Raw genomic sequence first — 22,405 nt, 5'->3', positions numbered from 1 at the left:
GCGTGGCCTACTCCTTGTTCACCGCCAGATGGGTAGACACGACCGAGGATCTTCTGGCAGTCGTGTTCTGGGGGATTCGCGGTGAATGTGTCAATCGGCGCCCTCACCACCGCACTCGGCAGCCTCACACCAACCGCCCGATGAGCGGTGAGGTGTGATACGAATCGCCTCGACAGGAGGCGCTACCTCCCGGACCTTATGAGGCGCATAGCGCTTTCACGGATCTCCTGGAGCCGCTGATTCCGTCTATCTCGTCGCAGACCATGCTCGGCCCAGAACAGCGCTTCCTCGGGGGCACCTGCACGCTCCGCTAGGCGGGCAAGGTTGTAGCAGTCGCTCATTGATGCTTGATTCTCCCGCGGGTGCCATCCGCGGCACAGCGCCAGGAGAAACGAGCGTTTCTGCTTCGATTCGACCTTGGTCAGTCCTTGATCGCAACGCTCCCGGAGTGTCCCAAGTGACTCCGACAGAGCGGTGTAACGCCGGTCTGCAATTTGAGAGGCCTGGGCGGAGGCGCGTAGCTCGCACATGTCGTCTCGCGTCTCGCGCCCGAGCTCGGCCAGCTCAAGCCATGCGTCCGCGTCGTCGGGCATTCGGCTGAGGTAGGACTGGTAACTGCCCTTGGCCGCGACTCGACCGCTGGGAACCTCCTGGCGCTGGAGGCGCGCCAGAAGTAGCCATGACTCCGGATAGCGTCTCGCGACATACTCCCCAATCGCGATCGCCTCGATATATTGCGAGCCGGTCAACGCGCGCGCATTGTCATAGAATCGGTGAACGTGCGGCGAGAACCCCGTCTTCTCGACGTTGTCCGATACAGCTCCGAAGAGGTGAAGGTAGCGCGCGTCTTCGTCGACAACGTCCGCTATATCGCTGAACTTCATCTGCTTGGACCCGAACCGGTACGCAGCCGCCGGGACGTACAGAAAGCTCTCCGCATCGACTTCAGAGTAAGTTCTTTCGACGAGGGAGCTGTCAATGAGATGATTCAGCGCGCCCTCGACGTCAATCCGTGGACAGGCCGGCCGCGTCAGGACTGCTTCAAGAGCAATGCTCGGAATGCGGGCCCGCCAACGACACAACGTGAAGAATACTCGTTGCGCTTGAGGGCTCAGACGGTTGAACGAGCGCTCGAAGAGTGCGTCGAGGATTTCGTCCTTGGATGCCATGATGCGGTCGAACTTCTGCCCGACCTTACGCGTGCGGGCGACCTCGCCGAGCGCGACGTTGACAACATAGGGATGGCCACCTGATTCTCGGAAGAGCGAATCGAGCCAGCCGGCGTGGCCACTTATCAGCCCGGTGACATTGAGGCGGCTCGCAGTCGAAGCAACGAGCGCGTCGAATTCCGGTCGGCTCATACCGTCGACATCCAGCGGCCAATCTCCCTTGAAGTCGCGGTATCGCGTCGTGATGAGGATCTTGTTCGGTAGTCGAACGAATTCATTCAGCTCGCGGAACAAATGCGCCGGATTATGCACGGTCTCGAAGTTATCGAAGACATACATGATCGGGCCCGCTTCATTCTCACTCAGCGACTTCAGGAATGATTCGATGAGATCGTCAGCGCCCAAGGATGTCAACTTTTTGGGCTCGATGTAGCCCGCATATTGCCGTGCGATCTGAATGAGACTCTGGGCGGCCGGACGGACCGCAAGAGGTCCCCGAATTGGGTCGAGATCAATATCTCTCGCACTGAACCAAAGAATGGCTGTAAATGCCTCACGTTCCGCCAGGTCGTGCAACACCTGCAGGGCGAGCGACGTCTTTCCGATGCCCCCAGGGCCATTGATTGCAACAACTGGATGGCGGGAGTCCATCAGTACGGACTTGAGGTCCGCCTCGAGGGAGTCCCTCCGAACATAGTCCAATCGTGGCTCCGGCAGATTGGTGAGGACGTTGCCCACCGCGCGCAACTCGGCCGATCCTTGAGTTTCGCTGGCCGGCAGCACCCGCGGCGGCCGCATGAAGTCTTTGAGCGGAGCCCATCGCTTCTGCCCTGAGATATAGGACAGCTCCTCGTACGTTTCACGACTGTCGTTCGCGTCGCCGTTGGGCAGGAAGAAGTCCGAGAGGTCGATATCAGTCCGGAGTAGTCTCACTCCGCGAAGTTGCCCCTCAGGCACGACATAGACGCTCTGCTCGAGATCTGCGGGTACGTCCGGTGCCCTCCGGTCGGGGTCCCCCGCGATCGCGGCGAACTTGTACCGCATGGCAGCGGTCCTGTGGACGTACCACCAGTTCCATCGGAGCGCACCGAGCTCACCCATGAGCGTGTTCAAGGAGTCAGCTAAAGGCGCGGTCGCGCTGGCCTGCCAGCTCACCAGATCCGCTCCATGTCCGCGAGTCTTGTTACGCAGAGCCGCAAAGCTTTGGAACCACTGCGACAGCGGAACTTTCCCGACAGCGCGCTCGCTGGAGAGGACCGGGAAGCAAGCGGCCGCTTTTGCCAGCGAATCGGTGGCATGCCGTTGCCAGGACTCGCTCTCGGCACCGAATCGCTGTGTCATCGAAGAATGGAACTGCCTTGCCTGGCTACCAAGCAATCGGTAGACCGGTGCCGTGGTGAGGTCCTGGATCGCCGATGCCCATGATCCGATGCCGTCGGCCCGCAAGAGAGAGTGTTGCGTAGAGTACGCGATCAGATTCTCGTCTAGCTCAGGATCGATCGACGCGATCAACGAGATCGCAGTCAACTTCGTGAGCATCTCGCCCAGGAGAATGAGGCTGGCATAGTAAGTCGCATCCGAGTCATGCATGGCAGCGTCGGCTCGCTGTTGCATCCTCCGCAGCGGTAGGAGCAAGTGCTGCGAGCTGATGTCCGGGCCGACGAGTCGCCCATGACCGCTCGCATTGGAAGATCCGGCCAGTCCGACCTTGAGGGCGGACGACTGCGTGCCACCTCTCTGCGTCGGCGCCGCCATCCCGTCGGGCGGATCGGCATCCCGCCACTCGGGGAGTTCAAGGATGCTCCGAAGGTGATCCGCGGCCTTCGCTTCGCGATGAACTCCTACGCTCAAGGTCAGCTTGACAAGCGTGCTTCCACAAGAAAGAACGACTCGTGGCACGGCATCAGACAGTTGTTCGAGCGTCGGATCCTCGAACGCCGTTCCTAGGACCCTGGCGAACTCCTCAAGGCACCGCTTCTGCAGCAATGTGGCGGCAGACCAACGGTTCGTTGAACCAACTTGCGCGATCCTGGCCTGGATCAACGGCCCCATCCCAGATCGCAGGAACTTGGGGTCAAGCTCGAGACCAACGATGCGAAGCAATCGCTGCTTGTCCATTCGGCTCAAGCGCTGGACTGCCCAACTCACTTCCTCAATCGAAAGGCGATCAAGGCAACGATCTCGAACCAGTTCCAGTTGGCGCTCGTCCATGGCAACGGCCTGCTGCTCGTTCACGTGCTCTGTCCCCCAGCGTGGTCTGACACCGGCCGGACCGTCGAAGACGTTCGCGGTCGACCGGAAATCGATCGGCGAGTTGCGGTGGCGACTGGTTGACCGAGACCGAACCTGAAGGCGATTCGTTAGACGGAGAGGACGTCCTCCGTCTGCTAGCGAGACGCATGCCTGGGCAGGATTCCTGACAGGCGTGCGTTCTGGGCGCGTGTGACACGCCCAGCGCGTCAATCATGACGTACAGCGGCACAACATCCCCCGGATGATTGCTCGATCGCTGCCTTCAACTCAAAGACAACTGTCCCGTCCCCACATCGAATATCGCTCTCCGGCCTGGACCGTTACACGCATTTGCAAATTGCCCTGGGAGCAAGTTGTGGCCAGCACCTCTGCTGAGTGCCGGCCACACGCTCGGTTCGCCAGGTGTCAGTTGACGCCGACGCCGCTCCACGCCGCAGCGACGGCAGCGTATTCGGGGCCGGAAGACCCGTACAGGTCCCGACCGGCGTTGAGCGTCGCCATCCGGCCGCCAACGTACGCGACGAAGCAGAGGAGCGCGCTGCCGTGGGAGCGGCCGCCTTCGGCTCGAAGGTTCGGCTGACTTCATGCAGATTGCTTCGAATCACCAACCGCAGCGCCGACCGGCCCTCTCCAGACGGCTTATACCGCATCCCGAGAACGTCACGGTAGAACCTGACGGTCGCCTCCAGATCAGCGACCGTCAGAACGAGGCAGTCCAAGCGCTCGATCACCATCCGACCCCAAGCCGCTCGGCCGCCGCAGGACCCTCACGCGAATCCGAAGCGTAGGGAAGTCCCCATGATGGCGAGGTACGCTGCGGATCGACTCTGTTGGTGCAGCGTCGCGCGGACCATTCGGTCACAGCGACCTTCGGCAAGGAGTCGACATCGTGCACCGATCATCACTCACAAGGTTGCGACACCTCGTCTTCGCGACCACGGCGGCCTCGGTCGTCGCCGCCGGCCTGCTGACCGCAGTCCCGGCCTCCGCTGCGTACTACGCTTCGACCATCACACCCGGGATGCGTGTCCGGTCCTGCGTGAACACGGCGAGCGCTGCCTGCGGGCAGGTCGCGACGACGACGTCGACTGGACGCATGCAGTGCTGGCGAGACGGCTCGTGGGCGGACGGGAACTACAGCTCCAACCGCTGGTTCCTGATGGAACTCAGCAATGGGCAGGAGGGATTCGTCCACTCGTCGTTCGTCACCAACCAGGTCAGCGTCCCGAATTGCGACACCCTCGTGCGCGTCCGGGCGGCCGACTGGGCACTCGGGCAGGTCGGCCGGGTTTACGCGCCCACCGCGGACCTCAGGCCCGAGTTCGTCTGGGCTCCCGGTCCGACCGGCGAGTGGTCGGGAGACTGTGCCAAACTCCCGTACCTCGCCTACCTGCACGCCGGCATGTCGTACCCGCTGGCGAACGCCATCGACCAGTGGCAGGCGTTCAAGAACGCGGGCAAGGCTCGCTACGACCGGTTCCCCCGGTACGGCGACCCGGTGTTCACATCGATCGCGCCGTACGGTCACACGGGCCTGTACGTCGGCGGGCAGTCGATGGTCGGGACTCAGGGAGTGGACAACAAGTATCTGCCGGTGCAGGTCTACTCGATGATCGACCGGTACCCGACTTACCTGGGCTGGGCTCGCCACGCCGCATCCTGACAGCTCGCGGCACCCCGGGGCTCCGGCAACGATCGGAGCCCTGGGCACTGTCGCCACCGGTGGCAGTTTCTGCACAATCGAGTCCAAGACACCCGACCAGGAGAAGCACGTGTCAGCTCAGGAACGAAGCGCGACGATCCAGTGGAGTCGCTGGCGCATACCGGCCACGGCCGACGGCGTCCACCGGATCGGCGTGGTCCCCTTCGTCGCATTGCGCGCTGTCGCGATCGTCCAGCTCACAGTGGCAACATTCTCCGGCCATCTTCAGACCCTCAGTCTGACCGTGTACTGGACGGCATTCGCGATCTTCGTCGCCGAGGGCCTTCTGGCCGCGTGGTGGATGCTCGCCTGTCGGTCACCCGTCCTGCCTCGACTCGCGGTGGTCGATGTCGCCACGATGTGCGTCCTGTTGCTGGCGCAGATCGCCTACGCTCCTTCAGAAGCGCGCCTTTCGACCTGGGAGGCATGGGGCTTCGGGGTCTCCCTCAGCACACTCACCATCGCCGGAATCGCGTTCGCGCGATGGTGGCAGACCATCGCCGCCGCCACGGCCCTGGCCGCCTGCTACCTGATCTCGGTCCTGCCCAGCGCTATCGACGCCGGGCACCCCGCGACCGCGGTGTCGAACGCGACGGGCTACGTCGCCAACGTCATCGTCATCCGGCTCCTGTGGACCTACCTACTGCTCCTGGCGACCGAAGCCGACGCCGCGCGAGCAACCGCTGCCAAGCTGGCACGCGAGAACGAGCGACGTCAGCAACGCGACATCCTTCACGACCCCGCATCGATGCTGCGCCTCCTAGCGAATTTGGGTGCGTTGCCTCAAGAACAGCAAGCAGCCGTGCGCCGCCAGGCTCTGGTGATGGAACGCAGGATCCGGGCGTTCCTCGCTGAGGGCGACCGGCCCACGGACGGCGCACCCACGACATTGGCTGGCAACCTTCAGAACGCGGCGGCCGGATTCTCCGATCTAGACATCACCGTGAACGCCGACCTGGCTGCCAGCGCCCAGCTGCGTCCAGAGGTGCAACGCGTGCTCCAGGACGCAGTGACAACATTGCTGCACAACGTTCGTATCCATGCCGAGGCCAACCACTGTGTCATCCACGGCGAGATCGAGGATTCGACCTGGGAAGTCGTCGTCACCGACGATGGAACCGGGTTCGATCCCGATACCACGCCGAGGGGATACGGTCTCACCCATCTTGTCGAGGCCGCGCTGCGACGGGTGGGAGCGGACGTGACGATCTGGAGCTCACCGGGTCTCGGTACGTCGATCACCATCGCCGGCTCGTTGACGCGACCGGACGGAGTGGTGAGCTGATGGCAGACGCTCCTCTCGATGAGGCGGCACCGCGGCACGTCCGGGTCGCGATCGTCGAAGACGACACCCTCATGCGAGAATTTATGACCGTCATGCCGGAGTTCGAGACCGTCGGCGCCTACAGCACCGTCGAGGAGCTCCTCAGCGCCAGGCCGGACGCGGACGTGGTAGTTCTCGACTTATGGATCCGCCCCCAGGCTGGTCCGATCCCGCCCTTGCGTGGGGCCCGTGCTGTCAAAGCAGTCGGTGCTCTCGGCTACCGGATCCTTCTCTACACCTCCGAACAGCGACGCCCCGTGCTCGTCGGATGCCTGGCCGCTGGCGCCGACGGGGTGATCCTCAAGTCCGAGTCCCGGCAGGCCCTCACCGAGGCCATCATCCACGTGGCGGCGGGCGGCGCGGTCCTGACCACCGCACTCACCGGACTCGCCGAACTCTTCCAGCGCAAAGGGCTGCTGCCCGTCATCACGAAACCCAAGCTCGACGTACTGCGCGCCAAAGCCCGCGGCGAGACCCACAAACAGGTCGCCGCTCGGCTCTACATCTCGGACAAGACAGTCGAGAAGTACATGGCCTACATCCAGGACGCTTTCCGCGACTACCTGCATCAATTGCGCCTGGACAGCCTTGACGAAGATGTCCGGCCATCTCCCGCGATGATCGAGCAACACCTCGGCCTGGCCCCCGGCGACCTCCTCGACCTGGGTCCGACGCCGGGCGACGACGCGTAGCTCTGCACCGGTCAACCGACATCCTGCAGCCCAGCCCGGCCGTCGAGGTGGTTGGATCGATGACCGAAGTAGTTGCCCTGCCAGACTGAGACATGCCGCATCCTCGTAGCCAAGCCTGGTCGTGCCGAGGCGGGAGTCGACTGGTATGTCTCTGACCGTCGCACTGGACGACCCAACCAGCCTGATCAACGCCTTCTTCGATGAACATCTCCCGCACCAGGTTCCGCTGATCCGCTCGTGGGAGAGAACACTTCGGCAGCGGGCGATGAGGAGAGTCGCAGGAACCTCCAAGGCACCGCACCTCGTTGGAGCAGCAATCGAGATTCGAATCGGTCTCGACCTCGCGCAGGTTCTGCCGTACGCCGACCTGGCGGCGCCCGTCTGCTCGACGACTGGGCACGATGCGATCAAGGCACTGGGCTACGGGCCGACCGTCGACACCGGTCTTAGCGACGAACTGTCCACATGGCACAAGGTCGGCTCGCCTTCAGCCAGGGAGCTCGATGATGATCGCGACCTGCAGATCGCGGCCGCCAAGCTCTGCTGGCAGATGGCCTATGTCGAGACCGTAGCGTTTGAATTGCCGAAGACCTCGATGAACTCCAGCGACGCGCTGGCGACGTTCTGGGCCCAGTGTCCACAGCCCGAGCCGCCCGACGAAACGATCAACGCGCTCCTGAACCTCTGGCACCGGTACGCCACCTACGCACACGCGACGCTCGCCGGGTTCGGCGAACCGGTGAAGGTCAAACCATCGTTCGCATCACGCTTCGCCGCAGGCGACCTGCTGATCGGCCACACCCTGATCGAAGTCAAGTGCGAACAGCGCCCCGAAGAATCTCTCCCCCGAACCCTGCGGCAGGTTCTGGGCTGCGCGCTCGCCGAACCCGACGACGACATTGCGGTTGACCGCATCGGCGTCTACCACGGATACGAAGGATCACTCGTCCATTGGACGCTCACCCAAGCCCTTCAGATCCTCGCCGCCGACGACCGGCCTTCAGGTTCCGAACTTCGCGCACGCCGCATCGATCGGACGTGGCTCCTGAGCCAGCCGCTCGGCGATGCTTCCGAACCGCATCGAGCCAAGGTAGAGCTCGATCGCCCCGTGGCCCGGCCAGATCTCGCCGCCCCGCTCCAAAGCTGGATCATCGGCTCGTACGGGTCATCGAACTCCGGGAACCGCGATCGAGGGCTGTCGCCCAACGACGCCCAGCGAAACATGTCGGTGACCACATTCCTGGACATGGTCCACAACTTGTGGCCGCTCTCGGCCTCCAACCGTTCCATCCAGACTGGATCGGTCTCGAGCGAGGGATCGACCGTTCCCGCCAAATCGACGAACGGCCACTTTCGCTGTACGCCGAGCGCATCGGCCCACATCGCCATACGGCGCAGATACTCGACCGCCAGGTACCCCCTGGACGCCGGGTGCCGATTTTCGGCCTCCTCGTCGTCCCACTTCGCGGCCGCCAGCCGCGCCAGCAGTCGCTCACACGCGACCAAATCGGTCACGCGCCGATCCCTCCTCTTTCGCCGATACCACCGGCCGACCTCCGCACGGATGACTGCACGGCCCGACCACACGCGCATCTCGATCAGGAGCCAGTTGACGGTTGCTCGGCCTGCTCGCCGGCTTGCTATGTGGGCTCTTGCTTCGCACGTTTGGCCGCTCGGCGTGCGCGTGACTCCTCGACCCTGATCCGTTCCTTCTCGTCCACCTCGTCCAAGCTGGCGGCATCGATCGGGAACGGCGGCTGAGCGAGCCGTTCGGTGATGCCGAGATACGGAATCGAGGCTGCGAGGAGTTCGATCGATCCGTGGCCGGGATAGATCTCGCCGCCGCGCTCGAACACCTGCACCATCGGCTCGTACGGATCGTCGAAATCAGGAAAACGTTCCTTCGGGCGATCGCCCAAAGAAGCCCACCGGAACATGTCGGTGAGCACCTGTTCCGTCCGTGTCCCGAGCTCCCGTCCAACCTCGACCTCGAGGCGCCGCAGCCAGCCTGCGTCAGTCTCGACCGATGGATCGAACACCACCGCCAACTCGAAGAACGGCCATCGCCTCGGCACATCAAGCGCCTCGGCCCAGATCGCCATCCGCCGCAAATACTCCTGCGCAAGCAGACCTCGCGATCTGGAGTGCCGCTCCTCGGCCTCATCGTCGTCCCAGCTCGCCGCCGCAAGACGCACCAAGAGCCGCTCGCACGCTCCTGTATCCATCACAATCCCAGCCCTTCCTTCGCCACACGTACGACCTCGTCAAGATTCGACAGGTCCTCCGCGACCCGAAGGTCGCCCCTCGGTATGTCCAACGACGAGTCCCAAAGAATCAGTAGATCCATCCTCGATGAGCGCGTACTCAATGGTGCCGTGTTGTGCGCCGACGGGTAATCAGAGGTGGCCAGTGGCGTCCCCGATTGGTCCCAGGCTTCAGGATCTGGCGACCGATACGGCAGTCCGGCCGCCATAAGTCTTGACTCGACGTACTCGTGCGCCAGGAACGACCAGAACTCCATTCGATTCTTGTCAGTCAACTCCGCACCGGACGCGACTCGCTCCCAGAGATCGCCGTACAGCGCGTCCGGGGTGAAGTAGCCGTGCCTGACGTCGTCCGGGCCTACCGCCACGTCGTGTTGGCGTTGGAAGAGGTGTTGTTTTGCCTCCTCAATGACCTCATGCGGCATCCCGCTCTGATCCGCGAGCGCATCGACGTCGTCAGCTTCCCGGATTCGGCGGTACTGGTCCATCTCCTCCGGGGAGGCATCGCCGACGAACTCATGCTCCAGCTCGGCGACCTCGTCGACGCCGGCAAGAGACCCCGGTTCGGAATCGATGCCAGCAGCAACGGCATCGGTTTCGAGCAAGTCGCTGCATCCGGCCGGAACGCTATCGCCGGCGAGCTTCTGATCCTTGGCTGCGGCAGCCTCGATGTCGGTGGGTAGCTGTTCAGTCCGAGGCGAGCTGGCAGCGGGCTGATAGCCGGTTTCGTCGGCCAGACGTGACGTCGACGCCGTGCTGTCGTCCGCCGTCGACGCGACGTTCGCTACGTCGCCACGCAATTCCACCTCTGACGTTCGCTCGTCAGCACCAGGCGACTCGACCAGACTGGGAGGATCTGAGTCGTGGGAGGTGGTCTCGGCTTCTTGAGCGGGCGGGCTGATGTACTGGAGGCGGGCCAAGGTGTCGTCGTGAAGCATGTGGGCCCGAAGCTCTGGTGAGTACGAGGCGAACGGCTCCTCCGGCTCGGGTCGATCATCGACCGGCGTCGTCGCCGGGGCCGAGGGAGGATCGACCGGTCGTCGCTCGGCCGACTCGTCATCGCCCCGCTCGGCTGACGACCATTTGGAGTACCCCGGCCAGTACATCTCGTCGAGGCGTTGCTCGAGCTTTTCGCGAGCAGTCAGTGGCTGTGAGGATCGACGGTCCGCGGTCTCGCCTTCAATTGAGTCCGCCTCGGATGCCTGCACTTCCCTCAGCCGAGGGTCAGCGGACGCCTGCGAGTCCTTTTGTCTGCTTTCCGGAGCCCGGGACACGACAGTGGCGGAGTTCGGGTCGGTCGGGTCATCACGTTGCTCAGCCGATGCCCCGCGCGCGTTGCCCGGCCAGTAGACGTCATCGACGCGCTGCTCGAACTTCTCGCGAGCAGTAGACGGACGCGGCGTCTCATCATGTGTAGCGTCGTGGCGATCCGGCGTCGGAGCATCTCTACAGCTTGCCGGCTGATCACGCACGCCGCCGTCGGACTGCCAAGACGTCTCGTTCTCACGACGCCCGCTTTCGCCAGCCTGATCCCCTGGCGTGTTGCCCTTGCTCGGGTCATCGCCGCCACGACGACCTCCCAGCTCGGACACAGCCATCTCCTATCCACGCCAACGCAAACCCGAAGTAGCAGAACCATCACGAACAGTATCCGTCGCGGGGGCACACACGGGCAGTACTCGCCCGTTCGTTTGACAGCACGGCCTGCACAGATGCCAGCGGGTGTCAGTTGACGCCTTCGATCCGTTCAAAGATGTCTGCGTCAGTCTCTCGCTGCCAGCCTGGCAGGTCGGCCCAGTCGGCGACGTAGCTGGGTTTGGGGTCGGGGATGTGACGGTAGATCTGCGCGATCCAGCACAACGCCACAAACCGGCCCTTCTGCTCTCGGCTGAGCTTGCTCGTGTTCCCTTCAGAGACCTCGACGAACGCCCGCACCTGCTCGTACACGGCTGCAGCGCTCTCCCGCTCCCAATCGGGGGTCTCTTCCCACAGTGCGACGTACCCGGGCTTTGGTTCACCGGGGTAGTGCTTCGTCACGCCAGCGATCCATGCGTCACGGAAGATGCGGCCCTCTTCGTTCGACAACAGCGTTGCTCCTTTGGACGGGTGAGATTCCTACAGCCGTGAGCGCTCGACGGACAGGCGTGCCGAGACGGTCCTGTCCGTCGCCTTCTGGTCGACGGTCGCCGGCTCTAGGCCTGACATGCCGAACGGACGGTTGCTCATGATCGAGGCCTTCTTCGAGGGTCAGGCGGACTAGCTGTCGTGCAACGGGAGGACGTCGATGTCCTCAACGGGCCAGTGTGCGTACGTCTGCGTGGTGCCGACCTTCTTCCAACCCCAGCGTTGATACATCGCGTGAGCCTGTGCACCTGGGCGGGAGATGAGACTTGCGAAGGACTCCGGTCTGCTGGCGAGGAGGGCGTCGACGAGCTCGCGGGAGAAGCCGCGGCCACGGAAGTCCGTGTGTACGCCAAGCTCGATGACCGCGAAAAGGGGGCCTGAAGCAACGTCGGCCGGAGGCGGGTCAGTCTTGACCCCGGTCCACCATCGTCCAGGCGGAAAGGTGAATCCGTACGAGAACCCTACAAGTCGCCCATCGAGCTCTCCAGTCACCAGGACGAATCCTTCCAGGCCGGCGTGCTTCGTGATGCGGATCTCGAACTGCTCGATGTCCTCATCCGACATCTCGTACGGAGGTTCGGAGTACGCATTCGCATACAGCGGCTTGAGTTTCGGGACGAGCTCGAGCGTCTCGTTCGCCGCGTGGGGGGTCAAGATCATGCTTCTCGCCCGGAGCAAGGCGCTGACGTCCTCGGGTCAGCATCAATGGCCGGGCCATAAGACAGACGTAACCCCACAAACCGAGAAATCAGCGTATCGCTGCCAACGAGCGGCGGTAGTTGGACGGAACGAAGCCTCGACCGGCCACGCCAACGACACGCATAATCCATCTTCGCCATGTGCGCGCTTAGTCGACTGCCAACTCCCAGGCCACCAGCTCAGGACGTCTACCAGTGGCGAAGAACTCAGAGGCCGCCGCACGAGCCTCCTTCACGGTGATCGCGCTGCCTTTGCCCATGGTCGTCGGCACGCCGCCATAGTCGAACGTGGCGTCCTGCGGCTCGGCGAGGGTGCCGGCTGAGCGGTACTTGGCGGAGCCTTCGACGTCGTCGTAGAGCGTCAAGGAACTGAAGGCCGCCCCTAGCCCAATGTTCATAGTGGCGAACTCGTCCGCACTGACCAATTCGACCCAGGCCGGCCGGGGCAGACTTGCGACTCGGTCAAGTAGCTCGTCGAGCGCGGCCTGGCTGCCGATGCGCTGCTGCCCAGCGTCATCGTCGTAGTAGGCCGTCAAGAAGTCGTTCATGCGAGTCCTCTCCCATCACCGATATAGACCTTATAGCCGCCTGGCCAATAGACCGTCAGCTTGGCACCGGGTGGCAACTGCCACGGCAACGTGTTGTCGCAGCCGTACCGCCCACCACAGGGACGCTTGTTCACGTACAGGGTCATTTCTCGAGGCATTCCCGCGCGGCGCAGGAGTGCCGCTGCGTGGCCCTCCGCGTGTTCTCGCGCAGCGTCAAGGCTGGCGGTTCGGCCGCCGAGACCTGGCGCCGCACCTCCGGGTCCTCGCGTCCCGCTGCGCACATGAATCAGGCCTCCACCGTCCGGCCTGGACAGAATTCCGGACGTCGGCCCGACGTCTCCCGGCCGCTCGGGTAGTCGCCGAAAGATCTGTTCGATGAACGGAGCGGGCGCCGGCTGATCTCCAATTTCATCACTGTCGCCAGTGTCCTGCGGCCGGTCGTCGGCGGTGCCCCGCGAAGGCGGTTCATCTTCCTCCGAGCTCGTCTCATAGCCAGCCCGCGCGGGTTTGTCGGGCTTGTTGCCGTCCGGTTCGTTGTCATGGTCCGCACGCCGGCGAGCCATAGGATGCGTGCTGCCGCCAGGCCCTTGCGACCGTTCATCCCTCGAGCCGCCGCTTGGCTCGGCGGTTCGAATGCCGCTCACCATCTGCTCGACCCACTGACTCGCTCGAGCCTCCGCCTCAGACAAGTAGTGGGCTGCCTCTTCGCAGCGCCTTGCCGCATCATCGAGCCGCATAGCGGCCATTCGGGCACTTGGGTTGCTACTGGTGCTCCCGATCCACGCCGCGGCTTCGCGGCACTTTCTCGCTCGGTCCTGCAGGTAGCCGACCGCCCGCGGAGCCTCGTTCAGGCAGGCGAGCAGATGTTCGGCGACCCGCTGGAGCTCGGAAGGCATGCGCTGCCTCGGCCAGCTAAATCTGGTCGGCGTAGCTGCGACATCCGGCTTCTGCGATTTGCAGTGACTGGACGGCTTGGTCGACCGATTTTGCGGCGGCGTCCAGCATCGTCGCGATGTCCTGGTCCGCACGGGTTGCTGTGCCGCGGATGAGGGCCTCTACCTGCTGGCTGGATTGTTCGAAGCGCTGCTTGAATCCAGCCAAACTGGCTGCGCCTTGCCTCGACTGGTCAGCCAGACCGTGCAGCTGCATCTTCATCTGTTCGACGTGGGACATGTACGGCTCCTCACTTGGTTAGACAGTCAGCGATCTGCTGGGTCCGATTGACAAGCCGCACAGTGGCGCGGCAATGATGGTCCCGATACGGGAGGACGATCAGGCAGATGATTCGACGCAAGAACGCCTTGTTGGACACGGCTCTCGCATGCGTGGAACGTGGTATTCCGGTGCAGGCGGCAACTATCGCGGGTACGCCGGACGGCGGCTGGATCACCGATGTCGATGCAGCCCGCGTTGTCTGGGACGTCACCGAGCCGCCGAACTTGGCGGTCACGTCGTGCCCGGCTGTGGCGATCTGGCGCCTGCCGCGGATCGCTGGCGCATACGGCAAGCGGCTGTACGAGCAGGATCGACCTGGGATCTGGCCGCCGACGATGAAGCTGCCGGACGGCGACTGGATCACCTGCACGCTCCAGCCCGAAACCGACCTTGGCCCGCTGGCTACAGGCGTTCAGTACGTCGAGTCGGGGACACTCGTGGTCATCCCGCCTTCGACGACCGTAGACGGCCGACTGAGGTGGGACGGGTCGAACTTCCCGCTCCATCCATTGCCTAGCGCCGATGCCGTGTTGTCGAAGGTGCTGCGTGCCGAAGAGGAGTACGTCGAGCTGCACGGCCAGCTCGGCTGAGATCTCGCCAACCGTGCAGCAGGACACCACGGCTCAGCCCTTCTGACCAATGGCCAGGAACAACGAACTAGCTGCCACCAACTCCGGCATCCGGTCAGCCAGGCGAGAGCACTCCAGCGCCGTGTCGAGCGGGTCGTGCTCGGCCAGCTTGTCGGTGTAGGGCTGGTTCTTGAAGTGGGCGTCGATCATGACCGTGAGCCAGCCACCGGGACCAGTGAGACCGAAGATGTCGACCGGCCGCAGCCCAGCGCTGATGAGTTCGCTGCGTAGCTCGCTTTCGCGGTGGTAGTAGCAGTGCGCCATGCGCTCGTTGTCGGCGCTGTGGCCGGTCTCCAGGATGTCGCTCACGATGCCGTGCCGCGTCAGCAGCGTGTTGGCGAGCGTCGAGCCGATTAGGTTGGCTGCCCGGTTGATTGCGACGGCGGCCAGCACGCCACCCGGGCGCAGCACCCGCAGTGCCTCGCGAAGTGCCAGGCGGCGGTCGTGTGCCTCCGGCAAGTGGTAGAGCGGTCCCGCCATGAGCACGGCGTCGAACGACTGATTCGACCATGGAAGTCGGCGGCCGTCGCCAAGTTCGGCGGTGATGCCTGCCGCGTTGGCTTGGTCGACGTGACGCTGGACCGGATCGAGCAACACGACTTCGTGCCCTTGGTCGCGGAGCCAGCCAGCGTGTACCCCGGGACCGCCGCCGATGTCGGCAACTCGGGATGGAGCCGGTGGGAACCACTGGCCGAGGAAGTCGTAGAGCCGGGCTTGCTCCAGTCGGCCTTTGACGGTCGAGCTCAGCCGGGCGGCCTCGTCCCAGCGGCTCGAGTAATGCGTCTCAATGGCTGGATCGACGGTCGGCCGGTCCAGCGGGATCACGGGCGTATCCACTGCGCTCCTATCATCGGGGTGGAACAGAGGGCGGGCGTCCGCTCTGCAGGCTGTGCGCCCGCCCGCTGGTCTTGGACGGCGCTGGCCGGGTGGTTGCTCGCCCAGGCGCGTAGGCCCCAACCACCCAGCCAGCTGTGACCGAGGCACCCGTCCGGGCCTCGGCGCTTGAGCGGCTGACACGGAACGGACTCGCTTCGCGTCCCGTGCCAGCCGCCATCCGAACGGCCCTGGTCGAGCCCTCCACAGGGGAAGGAAGACGCGAGCAAGGACCGTGATGCGACGGGACCAGCAGCTCACGGCGATCGCTCCGCGAGCTGACGGCTGAGGATGACCGTCGCCGGCCCCGCCAGATCATTTGCCGTCCCGCAACTGATTGCGGTCAGAGGCAACTGCCTGCGGCATTGCGGGCTCGTTGGAGATCCGAAGACTGATGAATCGCCCGCGCATGCCCGACTCGTAAGCGACCGCATCGTCCGGGTCGCCAACGTAGTCCGCGACGAGGTGCGTACCGAACCAGACGCACACGCGGCGATCTGTCGGATGCGACCGCGGGCTAGCGCTCATTTGTCACTCACAGCCTGGTGCGCAGGCTCGTCAGCGTCACACGTCGAGCATTCTTGGAGCCCGTTGGAACAGCGGGCGGGCGCAGGTGCAGGGACCGGTACGCCCACCCGCTGGCTTGCGAAGACAAGGTCAAGCGACGAGCCGACGGGCCCTAACCCGTCAGATGGAGATAGATAGACGACCTCGCAGGCCCCACGGTGGCCGTGCACGGCAAGGAGCGCACGCACCCCCGCCTCGTAGAACGTCGTCGAAGCATGCTCACTGCGCCATCGGAGGGACACGGATCCGTCCGTCCACTCCGTTCCCTCCGCGACGATGCCCGTGCCACTCGCACCGGATACATCAATGTGTCGCACCAGAAAGAAGACCCTAGGAACTCTTGATCGCATGTCCGCAGTCACCATCCGCAGATCCAGATCCATCGGCATGTCGACAACGATGACGCGGCGTTGACCTATCCTGAACTCACTGTGAGTACGGGTGGTTCGCGTGATGCAGCGCGGCTTGAGGGAAGGCTCGCCGGTGCGTGGTCCTGAAACACCGACCGACATGCCGGGTTTCTCGATGCCTGGGGACCACCACGGCGTGATTTCGGGCTATGTCCTCAAGATGCTGCGCGGCTCGATCGGCAAGACTCAGACGTCGCTCGCGGAACGACTCGGGGTCGACGTCAGCACCGTCCAGGGCTGGGAGACCGGCCGCCGGTCGCTGACCTCGCTGCGAGTCTCCGACTTCCGGCGGCTGCAAACACGTCTGGCGGCGTTTGGTGCACCTGCCACAGGTGTGGCCTCGCTGCACGATGCCGTCGAAGCCGACGAACTGCTCGGCCAGATCACGAGCGGCGAGCTGGGCAACGCCGACGTCCAGCACCATCCACTGGCTTCGACTGTCCACCGCCGACGCCTGGTGAACCTTGTGACCTGGCCGTTCACGGGAATCACACCTCCTCAGCTCCGCGGCCTGCCGGCCAAGCCGGGCCGAGGACCTGTGGCATCGCACCCGGTCCTCACCATCGCGGCTCAGCATGAGTTCTTCGATCAATTACTGAGCGTGGCGGAACGGGCATCTCCTGAGGACATGCCGGTCCTGCGACGGCAGGCGACCTACCTGCTCGGCTTCGACAAACGCCAGGAGTCTGCCGACTGGCTCGCGGTGCAGCACAAACATGCATTCAACGGCAGCATGACGGCGAATCTCACCAGTGGGATCGCGGCACGCTCAGCGGCAGTCGCACTCGCCAGACACGGCGACGCGGATCCGCTGCGCTACTTCATCGACAACACGCTGAGCGACGAACGACATGCAGCCGCGAACCTCACCTACTGGGCCTACTGGCTTGGAGAGATCAACGAGCCGCATACCGATGACGCTTACCTGATCACCGCGACGTCGACTCGAAGCTGGTCAGGAGTGCGGCTAGCGAACCACCTGCTCGAGCATCTGACAGATCAGGTGAATGCTCCGCTGAACATCCACAGCCTCTGGCAATTGGTGCTCGCACGCCCGGAGCTGTTGGAGTACGACAGAGAGCTACGGCAACGAACCGGCGAGCGAGTCGAAACAGCGCTGGACGACAACCCCGCTGACAGCAGCACCGTAGAGTTGAACAATCTGCGGTGCGCTGTGCAGTTGGCCAACCGATGATCGAAACGGAGTAATCGTGACGGATGACGCTACCGATCGGGACGCAGTAGGAGTCGTCGCCTTCGCCTACGAGATGGGCGTACTCAAGCGGCTCCGTCGGGCCGGATGGTGGCATGTCGGAGTCCGCGACCCCGAGTCCGTCGCAGAGCACAGCCTGCGCGTTGCCCAGCTCGCGGCGCTGATCGCCAGCGAGGAGGGCGGCGATCCAGCGCGGGCGGCGTACCTCGGCATGTGGCACGACTCGCAGGAAACTCGCATCGGGGACATTCCGCACAGCGCCAAGCCCTACATGGATGTCGCGAGCAACGAACGCATCACCGAGGACCAGGTCGCTGTTCTTCCGGAGGCGGCCGCCAAGAGCATCAGGGAAGCCGTCACCGAGTACGAGGCCGCCGAGACGATTGAGGCTCGCTGCGCGAAAGACGCCGATCGGCTCGAGTGCCTCATGCAAGCTGTCGAGTACGGCGAAGCCGGCTACAAGCGCGTCACAGGCTGGATCGAGTCGTCCCGCGCCCGAATCCAAACCGATTTCGGTCGCCGCCTTGCCGAAGCAGCTCTTCAAACCTCACCACTCGCCTGGCGCGATCGCTGACACTCGCCCAATAGCTGTGTGACCACGCTCTGACAGCTTGTATGCGGCCGCGTACCGGCCGCGCGCAGCGGTATCGATAGCTGGCTGCGGAGGTTTCGTCCGACACCGCTTGTTGGCGAGTTCTGACACCGCCGGGCACGTCGGTGCCGCGGATGTTGGTTTGCGTCGACACCGCTTCCGCTCCCGACGGGTGTCAGGTTGTCCGCTGCTTTGTGGCTTGGGCCAGACGGTAGGAGTCGGTGCCGGTCTCGAGGATGGTGCCGCCGAAGGTGAGTCGGTCGACGATGGCTGCGCATAGCCGGGGGTCGGTGAAGGTCTTGGTCCAGCCGCCGAAGGACTCATTGGACGCGATCGCGACCGAGGCCTTCTCCTCACGCTCGGTGAGGACCTGGAAGAGGAGTTCCGCGCCGCGGCGGTCGAGTTGCATGTAGCCGAGTTCGTCGATGCACAGCAGGTCGACGCGGCCGTAGCGGGCGATGGTCTTCGCCAGCGTCATCTCGTCGGCGGCCTCGACGAGCTCGTTGGCAAGCTGGGTCGCCAGGGTGTACTTGACCCGGTAGCCGGCCATGGCGGCCTCGGTGCCGAGTGCGATCAGCAGATGGGACTTGCCGGTGCCGGAGTCCCCGATCAGACACAGCGGCTGTCCCTTCTGGACCCATTCGCACTTGGCGAGGGTGTGGATCACGGCGGGATCGATGTTGGGGTTGGCGTCGAAGTCGAAGGCCCGCAGGGACTTCTCGCGGGGGAACTTGGCGGCCTTGATCCGGCGTTCGGACCGGCGTCGGGCGCGATCGTCGCACTCGGCAAGCAATAGTTCGGCGAGGAACCCGCGGTAAGACATCTGCTCACGCCCTGCCCGGTCGGCGTAGTCGGTGAAGGAGTTGCGGATGGTGGGCATTCGCAGCATCCGGCACGCTTGGTCGATCGCGGCGTCGGCTGCTTCTTCGGTCATTCCACGGCGCTTGGTGGTCACGGTGCGGCTCCTTCGTTCGGGGTGTCACGTCGGCTGGCCAACAGCTGGTCGTACTTCTCCACGCTCGGCAGCGGCCGAGTGTCGGCCGGGATGTGGGCGCGGAGCCGGCGCTCGGTCAGCGATCGCACGGCAGGGATCTCGCCTTCTCCGCGTGCCCTGTCGCCGCTCATCAGGGACTGGTGGTCCGCTGTCGTGTCGTCGGCTCCGCCATCTGCTGTGTCGTTGTACTTGCGCGCTTCCAACGCGACAGCGTCCGCGGTGAGCGCGCCTGCACGCAGCGCCGTCGCGAGTCCGGCGACGACGTGGTCGTGTGGAAGGTGCCGGTGCAGCATCAGGACCTCAATGAGGGCACGGGTGCCGTCGGCGTCACCGTGGGCCTTGCAGGCCGCGGCCCACCAGGCGTCGTGAACGGGCGTGAACCGCCCGGATGCCCTGGCCTGCTCCAGCGCCTTCGCACCGGGTAGCGCGCCCGGTTTGCGGAGGACGACCTCGAGATAGTGGTCCAGGTCGACCCGGGTCGAGCCCTTGGTCATGAGCCGTTCGTGGCGGGCGATCTCGGTCCTGCCGTCGAACACGACCAGGTCGCCAGCGTTCAGGAGCACCCGGGCTTGACGGCCGACCATGCGCGCGGGCACGGAGTACTTGTTCATCCGGACCGTGACCTGGGCGTACCTGTCCACGCGCGGGGTGAACCAGCGGCCGGTCTCGAACGGCTCGGTCGGAAGGGGCGCGACCCGATCACGCTCGCGACGGCGGCCTTGAGGTTGTCGTAGCGGATCTTCCCGGTCGGCACCCCGCCGAGCACGTTGAAGGCGTGGACGTGACCCTCGAAGAAGGCTTCCTGCCCAGCCGAGGCACTGACCCTGTGCACCGCCTTGCCCGAGTAGGAGAGCCGAAGGCTGAACAGCGCGCAGGTTACGAGCTCGCCGCGCAGGCGGATGGCGACGTCGCCGAAGTCAACCTCGGCCTCGCGGCCCGGGAGGTGCTCTTGCGGGATGAACGCGTTGGCAGGTTCCCGTCCGACCTCGACGCGAATCTCACGGCGTCGGGTGGCGACGTACTCGCGGACCATCCAGTACGACACCACCCCGGCCCCGTCATGTTCGTCAAGCAGTCGATCGAAGATCCGCTTCGCCGTGTGTCGCTGCTTCCGCGGCGCGTCGAGGTCCGAGCGCAGCCAGTCGTCGATCACCACTCGGTACGCGTCAAGCCGTGAGCCGCGTTTGGGCGGTTGCTTTCTCTCCTTCGGCCATGCAGATTCCAGCGCCGCTGTCACGGTTCGGAAGCCGACGCCGTGCTTGCGCTGCAGCGCGCGGTTGGACATCCCAGATCGGGCATCCCGTCGGATCGCCGCGTACAGGTCGACCCGGGAACGCGGCTGCGTCATCGGTGGCACTCCTGACGTGAGCACGCCGTGGGCACGACTTTCGGCACCGGGCCATCGCCCGGGAACGGTGACCGCATGCGACCACAGCCCGGAATCACTGGCCCTACCGAGGTGCCTGGTCATGTGCTGCGCAGGGCTTCGGTGGGCGGTACTAAGTCGGCCCGGAGTGCGGGGTACGACCGACGACGGAGCCGATGAGCAGCGAGTAGGCCAGGTCGAGTCCCACTGAAGCGCAGGTCAGTACGACGGCCCGGCCTTGCGTGGTGACGAAGACGTTGGTGACGAGCACGCCCTGGATCAGGCCTGTGATGCCGCCAACGACATCAACCTCGACACCACCTGTCCGCCCGTGTCCCTGGCGCGACGAAGATCTGCTTGCGCGGTGCCTAATCGGTCTTCCCGCAACACCTCGCGGGCCCCTCAGTGTTCGCTGCTGAAGAACCGTAGCAACAGCGGGCCGACGATCTGTGGGTCGACGACGTGATCCGGCCCCTCGAGGGTCTCCCGTTGAGCGTGGGGTAGGAGGTCTGCAAGCTCGTCGGCTGCGCGGTCGAAGAAGTCCGAGGGCAGGCCTGCCATGTAGGGGACCGTGATCGGTCCTCCGGTGGTGACCAGGACCGGTTGGGTGACCGTTGCCAGTCGATCGGCCGGCAACTGGTAGCGGTTGAGGAAGAGGCTGTCGTGGACCAGCGTGGGCGCGAGGGCGACCGAATCCGCCCAATGCGCCGTCTGCTTGCCTGCCGCTTTCCTGGCCGCGATGTTGTCGTCGGAGGCGCCGGTCATGCGCATGAACAGTTCGAGAAGCTCCTCGTCTCGCCCGGCGTCGAAGGCGCGTCGGGTGTCCGCGACGTACTCCTCGAATCGCGGGCGTATGTCGTCCCCGACCGCGTAGGGCACCTCCCACACGGCGATCGTGTCGATGGCTGACCCGGCCGCGGCGGCTTCCAGCGCCAGAGCGCCACCAGAGGACGCCCCGAACAGGTGCGCCGAGCCGCCCGCCTCCGCGATCAACGCATCCAGGTCCTCGATCTCCCTTTCCACGGCGTAGGGCTCGGTGAAGCCGCTCGCGCCGCGTCCCCGACGGGCATAGTTGTAAACCGTGAAGTGCTCGGCGAGAGCAGGTATCAAGGGAGCGTTCTCGGCTCCGTCGTCCTGTGCGCCGCCTACCAGGACGACAGCCGGGCCGCTTCCCTTCCGGTCGTAGGCGATGGTGGTGCCATCGTTTGATGTCACGCGAAAGGCCATCTCGTTCATCTCACATCTCCGTTCGAGAGGTTTGTCTCAGCGCCTGAGCAGCGTGCCGACGACGGCCTCGGTGCGCGACCACCGCGCCCTTGCGATCACGGCCGCCACGACGAGAAAGGCGAGCGGCAGCCAAGGGCTCTGCTCGAGCACGAACTGATCGGTGATGACAGCACCGGTCAGCAATGCCGCCAACCCGAGACTGGCCAGGCCCGCCAGAGCCGGGATCAGAAGTCCAACCCCTCCCGCGACCTCCAGCGCTCCGACCAGGTACCGGAGCCACTGGCCAGCCCCGATGTCGGCGAACATGTCCACCATGACCGGGTCGCCGGCGAGCTTCGAGATTCCGCCGCCGGCGATTATCGCCGCCAGCACGACTTGCAGAATCCAGACCCCGATGCTGCTCGCCCGCCCGGGCGTGTGCGCAACGGTTTCCGAGTTGTTCTTGGGGATGGTGCTCATTCGGCTCTCCTTGTCGTGTCCGGGCCTGGTACCGGTGATGGCGTTGGCCGAGTGGGCCGGGTTGTCGGAGTTGATTTCGACCAAGT

Annotated in this window: 23 protein-coding genes; 7 read left to right on the top strand and 16 right to left on the bottom strand. The window is 64.6% G+C overall.

All coding sequences use genetic code 11. The annotated features are described in order from the left end of the window. Window positions 1–182: 182 nt before the first annotated feature. Both EV647_RS14600 and EV647_RS43500 read right to left on the bottom strand, forming a co-directional pair. Window positions 183–3,404: a hypothetical protein gene (locus tag EV647_RS14600; protein WP_134003000.1), complete on the bottom strand. Its 3,222-nt coding sequence runs from the start codon at window positions 3,402–3,404 to the stop codon at window positions 183–185. Between the two features lie 338 nt (window positions 3,405–3,742). Beyond that, on the bottom strand, window positions 3,743–4,156 hold the full coding sequence (locus EV647_RS43500; protein ID WP_305016643.1) for a VOC family protein: 414 nt from the start codon (window positions 4,154–4,156) through the stop codon (window positions 3,743–3,745). 155 nt (window positions 4,157–4,311) lie between these two features. Between EV647_RS43500 and EV647_RS14590 the strand changes: the two genes are divergently transcribed. The 4 genes from EV647_RS14590 (at window position 4,312) to EV647_RS14575 (ending at window position 8,842) form a co-directional block, all read left to right on the top strand. Beyond that, window positions 4,312–5,085 (top strand): hypothetical protein, encoded by a 774-nt coding sequence (locus EV647_RS14590; protein WP_134002998.1) that lies wholly within the window; start codon window positions 4,312–4,314, stop codon window positions 5,083–5,085. A gap of 193 nt (window positions 5,086–5,278) precedes the next feature. Beyond that, window positions 5,279–6,409 carry a sensor histidine kinase gene (locus EV647_RS14585; protein ID WP_134002996.1) on the top strand — a complete coding sequence of 377 codons (1,131 nt, stop codon included), beginning with the start codon at window positions 5,279–5,281 and terminating at the stop codon, window positions 6,407–6,409. Continuing rightward, complete coding sequence (locus EV647_RS14580; protein ID WP_134002994.1) at window positions 6,409–7,140, top strand: response regulator transcription factor; 732 nt, start codon at window positions 6,409–6,411, stop codon at window positions 7,138–7,140. Before EV647_RS14585 ends, EV647_RS14580 begins: the two co-directional genes overlap by 1 nt. Before the next feature lie 145 nt (window positions 7,141–7,285). After that, a complete protein-coding gene (locus tag EV647_RS14575) occupies window positions 7,286–8,842 on the top strand; it encodes a hypothetical protein (RefSeq protein WP_134002992.1) in 1,557 nt (518 codons plus the stop codon). Here EV647_RS14575 and EV647_RS14570 read toward each other — a convergent pair. From EV647_RS14570 to EV647_RS14540, 7 genes are all read right to left on the bottom strand, one after another. Further along, the gene (locus EV647_RS14570; protein WP_238177212.1) at window positions 8,781–9,335 is read right to left on the bottom strand and encodes a hypothetical protein; all 555 of its coding nucleotides are present in this window, start codon (window positions 9,333–9,335) and stop codon (window positions 8,781–8,783) included. The two genes, EV647_RS14575 and EV647_RS14570, sit on opposite strands and share 62 nt — an antisense overlap. A gap of 29 nt (window positions 9,336–9,364) precedes the next feature. Then, window positions 9,365–10,996: a hypothetical protein gene (locus EV647_RS14565; protein ID WP_134002988.1), complete on the bottom strand. Its 1,632-nt coding sequence runs from the start codon at window positions 10,994–10,996 to the stop codon at window positions 9,365–9,367. Between the two features lie 133 nt (window positions 10,997–11,129). Further along, entirely contained in the window at window positions 11,130–11,489 is a 360-nt protein-coding gene (locus EV647_RS14560; protein WP_134002986.1) for a hypothetical protein, read from the bottom strand. 171 nt (window positions 11,490–11,660) lie between these two features. Next, window positions 11,661–12,188 (bottom strand): GNAT family N-acetyltransferase, encoded by a 528-nt coding sequence (locus EV647_RS14555; protein WP_134002984.1) that lies wholly within the window; start codon window positions 12,186–12,188, stop codon window positions 11,661–11,663. Between the two features lie 187 nt (window positions 12,189–12,375). Next, entirely contained in the window at window positions 12,376–12,774 is a 399-nt protein-coding gene (locus EV647_RS14550; protein WP_134002982.1) for an Imm1 family immunity protein, read from the bottom strand. Next, window positions 12,771–13,337 carry a DddA-like double-stranded DNA deaminase toxin gene (locus EV647_RS43705; RefSeq protein ID WP_370343365.1) on the bottom strand — a complete coding sequence of 189 codons (567 nt, stop codon included), beginning with the start codon at window positions 13,335–13,337 and terminating at the stop codon, window positions 12,771–12,773. The genes EV647_RS14550 and EV647_RS43705 overlap by 4 nt, the downstream gene beginning before the upstream one ends. Window positions 13,338–13,686: 349 nt before the next feature. After that, entirely contained in the window at window positions 13,687–13,947 is a 261-nt protein-coding gene (locus EV647_RS14540; RefSeq protein WP_134002978.1) for a hypothetical protein, read from the bottom strand. Window positions 13,948–14,054: 107 nt separating this feature from the next. Here EV647_RS14540 and EV647_RS14535 point away from each other — a divergent pair, with 107 nt between their 5' ends. Next, entirely contained in the window at window positions 14,055–14,579 is a 525-nt protein-coding gene (locus EV647_RS14535; RefSeq protein ID WP_134002976.1) for a hypothetical protein, read from the top strand. Between the two features lie 33 nt (window positions 14,580–14,612). Here the strand turns inward: EV647_RS14535 and EV647_RS14530 are convergent, their stop codons facing one another. Further along, window positions 14,613–15,455, bottom strand: a complete 843-nt coding sequence (locus EV647_RS14530) for a class I SAM-dependent methyltransferase (RefSeq protein ID WP_238177211.1) — start codon at window positions 15,453–15,455, stop codon at window positions 14,613–14,615. 1,056 nt (window positions 15,456–16,511) lie between these two features. Between EV647_RS14530 and EV647_RS14515 the strand changes: the two genes are divergently transcribed. Both EV647_RS14515 and EV647_RS14510 read left to right on the top strand, forming a co-directional pair. After that, window positions 16,512–17,663 (top strand): helix-turn-helix transcriptional regulator, encoded by a 1,152-nt coding sequence (locus tag EV647_RS14515; protein ID WP_238177210.1) that lies wholly within the window; start codon window positions 16,512–16,514, stop codon window positions 17,661–17,663. Window positions 17,664–17,679: 16 nt separating this feature from the next. Next, on the top strand, window positions 17,680–18,255 hold the full coding sequence (locus EV647_RS14510) for an HD family hydrolase (protein ID WP_238177209.1): 576 nt from the start codon (window positions 17,680–17,682) through the stop codon (window positions 18,253–18,255). Window positions 18,256–18,448: 193 nt separating this feature from the next. On the opposite strand, the gene istB is transcribed toward EV647_RS14510, so the two are convergent. The 6 genes from istB to EV647_RS14490 all read right to left on the bottom strand — a co-directional run bounded on the left by istB (window position 18,449) and on the right by EV647_RS14490 (window position 22,403). Further along, the gene (gene istB, locus EV647_RS14505) at window positions 18,449–19,228 is read right to left on the bottom strand and encodes an IS21-like element helper ATPase IstB (protein WP_106536463.1); all 780 of its coding nucleotides are present in this window, start codon (window positions 19,226–19,228) and stop codon (window positions 18,449–18,451) included. Then, window positions 19,225–19,908, bottom strand: coding sequence for a hypothetical protein (locus EV647_RS43700; protein ID WP_370343086.1), 684 nt, complete (start codon window positions 19,906–19,908; stop codon window positions 19,225–19,227). Before EV647_RS43700 ends, istB begins: the two co-directional genes overlap by 4 nt. Next, window positions 19,875–20,615 carry a hypothetical protein gene (locus EV647_RS43695; RefSeq protein ID WP_370343083.1) on the bottom strand — a complete coding sequence of 247 codons (741 nt, stop codon included), beginning with the start codon at window positions 20,613–20,615 and terminating at the stop codon, window positions 19,875–19,877. The genes EV647_RS43700 and EV647_RS43695 overlap by 34 nt, the downstream gene beginning before the upstream one ends. A 151-nt stretch (window positions 20,616–20,766) precedes the next feature. Continuing rightward, a complete protein-coding gene (locus tag EV647_RS42000; protein WP_166680329.1) occupies window positions 20,767–20,904 on the bottom strand; it encodes a hypothetical protein in 138 nt (45 codons plus the stop codon). A gap of 131 nt (window positions 20,905–21,035) precedes the next feature. Beyond that, complete coding sequence (locus tag EV647_RS14495; RefSeq protein ID WP_134002972.1) at window positions 21,036–21,869, bottom strand: alpha/beta fold hydrolase; 834 nt, start codon at window positions 21,867–21,869, stop codon at window positions 21,036–21,038. 27 nt (window positions 21,870–21,896) lie between these two features. Next, on the bottom strand, window positions 21,897–22,403 hold the full coding sequence (locus EV647_RS14490; RefSeq protein ID WP_238177208.1) for a DoxX family protein: 507 nt from the start codon (window positions 22,401–22,403) through the stop codon (window positions 21,897–21,899). Window positions 22,404–22,405: the final 2 nt, after the last annotated feature.

Origin of the sequence: Kribbella sp. VKM Ac-2566 (assembly GCF_004366005.1) — a bacterium.
Lineage (GTDB): Bacteria > Actinomycetota > Actinomycetes > Propionibacteriales > Kribbellaceae > Kribbella > Kribbella pratensis.
The sequence above is the reverse complement of the archived record's forward strand: the minus strand, read 5'-3'. Positions and strand labels throughout refer to the sequence as shown.

Coding starts and splice junctions, on each gene's coding strand:
- EV647_RS43500 (WP_305016643.1), bottom strand. CDS start 4,156: ATGGTGATCGAGCGCTTGGACTGCCTCGTTCTGACGGTCGCTGATCTG.
- EV647_RS14580 (WP_134002994.1), top strand. CDS start 6,409: ATGGCAGACGCTCCTCTCGATGAGGCGGCACCGCGGCACGTCCGGGTC.
- EV647_RS14575 (WP_134002992.1), top strand. CDS start 7,286: ATGTCTCTGACCGTCGCACTGGACGACCCAACCAGCCTGATCAACGCC.
- EV647_RS14555 (WP_134002984.1), bottom strand. CDS start 12,188: ATGATCTTGACCCCCCACGCGGCGAACGAGACGCTCGAGCTCGTCCCG.
- EV647_RS14550 (WP_134002982.1), bottom strand. CDS start 12,774: ATGAACGACTTCTTGACGGCCTACTACGACGATGACGCTGGGCAGCAG.
- EV647_RS43705 (WP_370343365.1), bottom strand. CDS start 13,337: ATGGCTCGCCGGCGTGCGGACCATGACAACGAACCGGACGGCAACAAG.
- EV647_RS14540 (WP_134002978.1), bottom strand. CDS start 13,947: ATGTCCCACGTCGAACAGATGAAGATGCAGCTGCACGGTCTGGCTGAC.
- EV647_RS14535 (WP_134002976.1), top strand. CDS start 14,055: ATGATTCGACGCAAGAACGCCTTGTTGGACACGGCTCTCGCATGCGTG.
- EV647_RS14515 (WP_238177210.1), top strand. CDS start 16,512: ATGCAGCGCGGCTTGAGGGAAGGCTCGCCGGTGCGTGGTCCTGAAACA.
- EV647_RS43695 (WP_370343083.1), bottom strand. CDS start 20,615: ATGACGCAGCCGCGTTCCCGGGTCGACCTGTACGCGGCGATCCGACGG.
- EV647_RS14495 (WP_134002972.1), bottom strand. CDS start 21,869: ATGAACGAGATGGCCTTTCGCGTGACATCAAACGATGGCACCACCATC.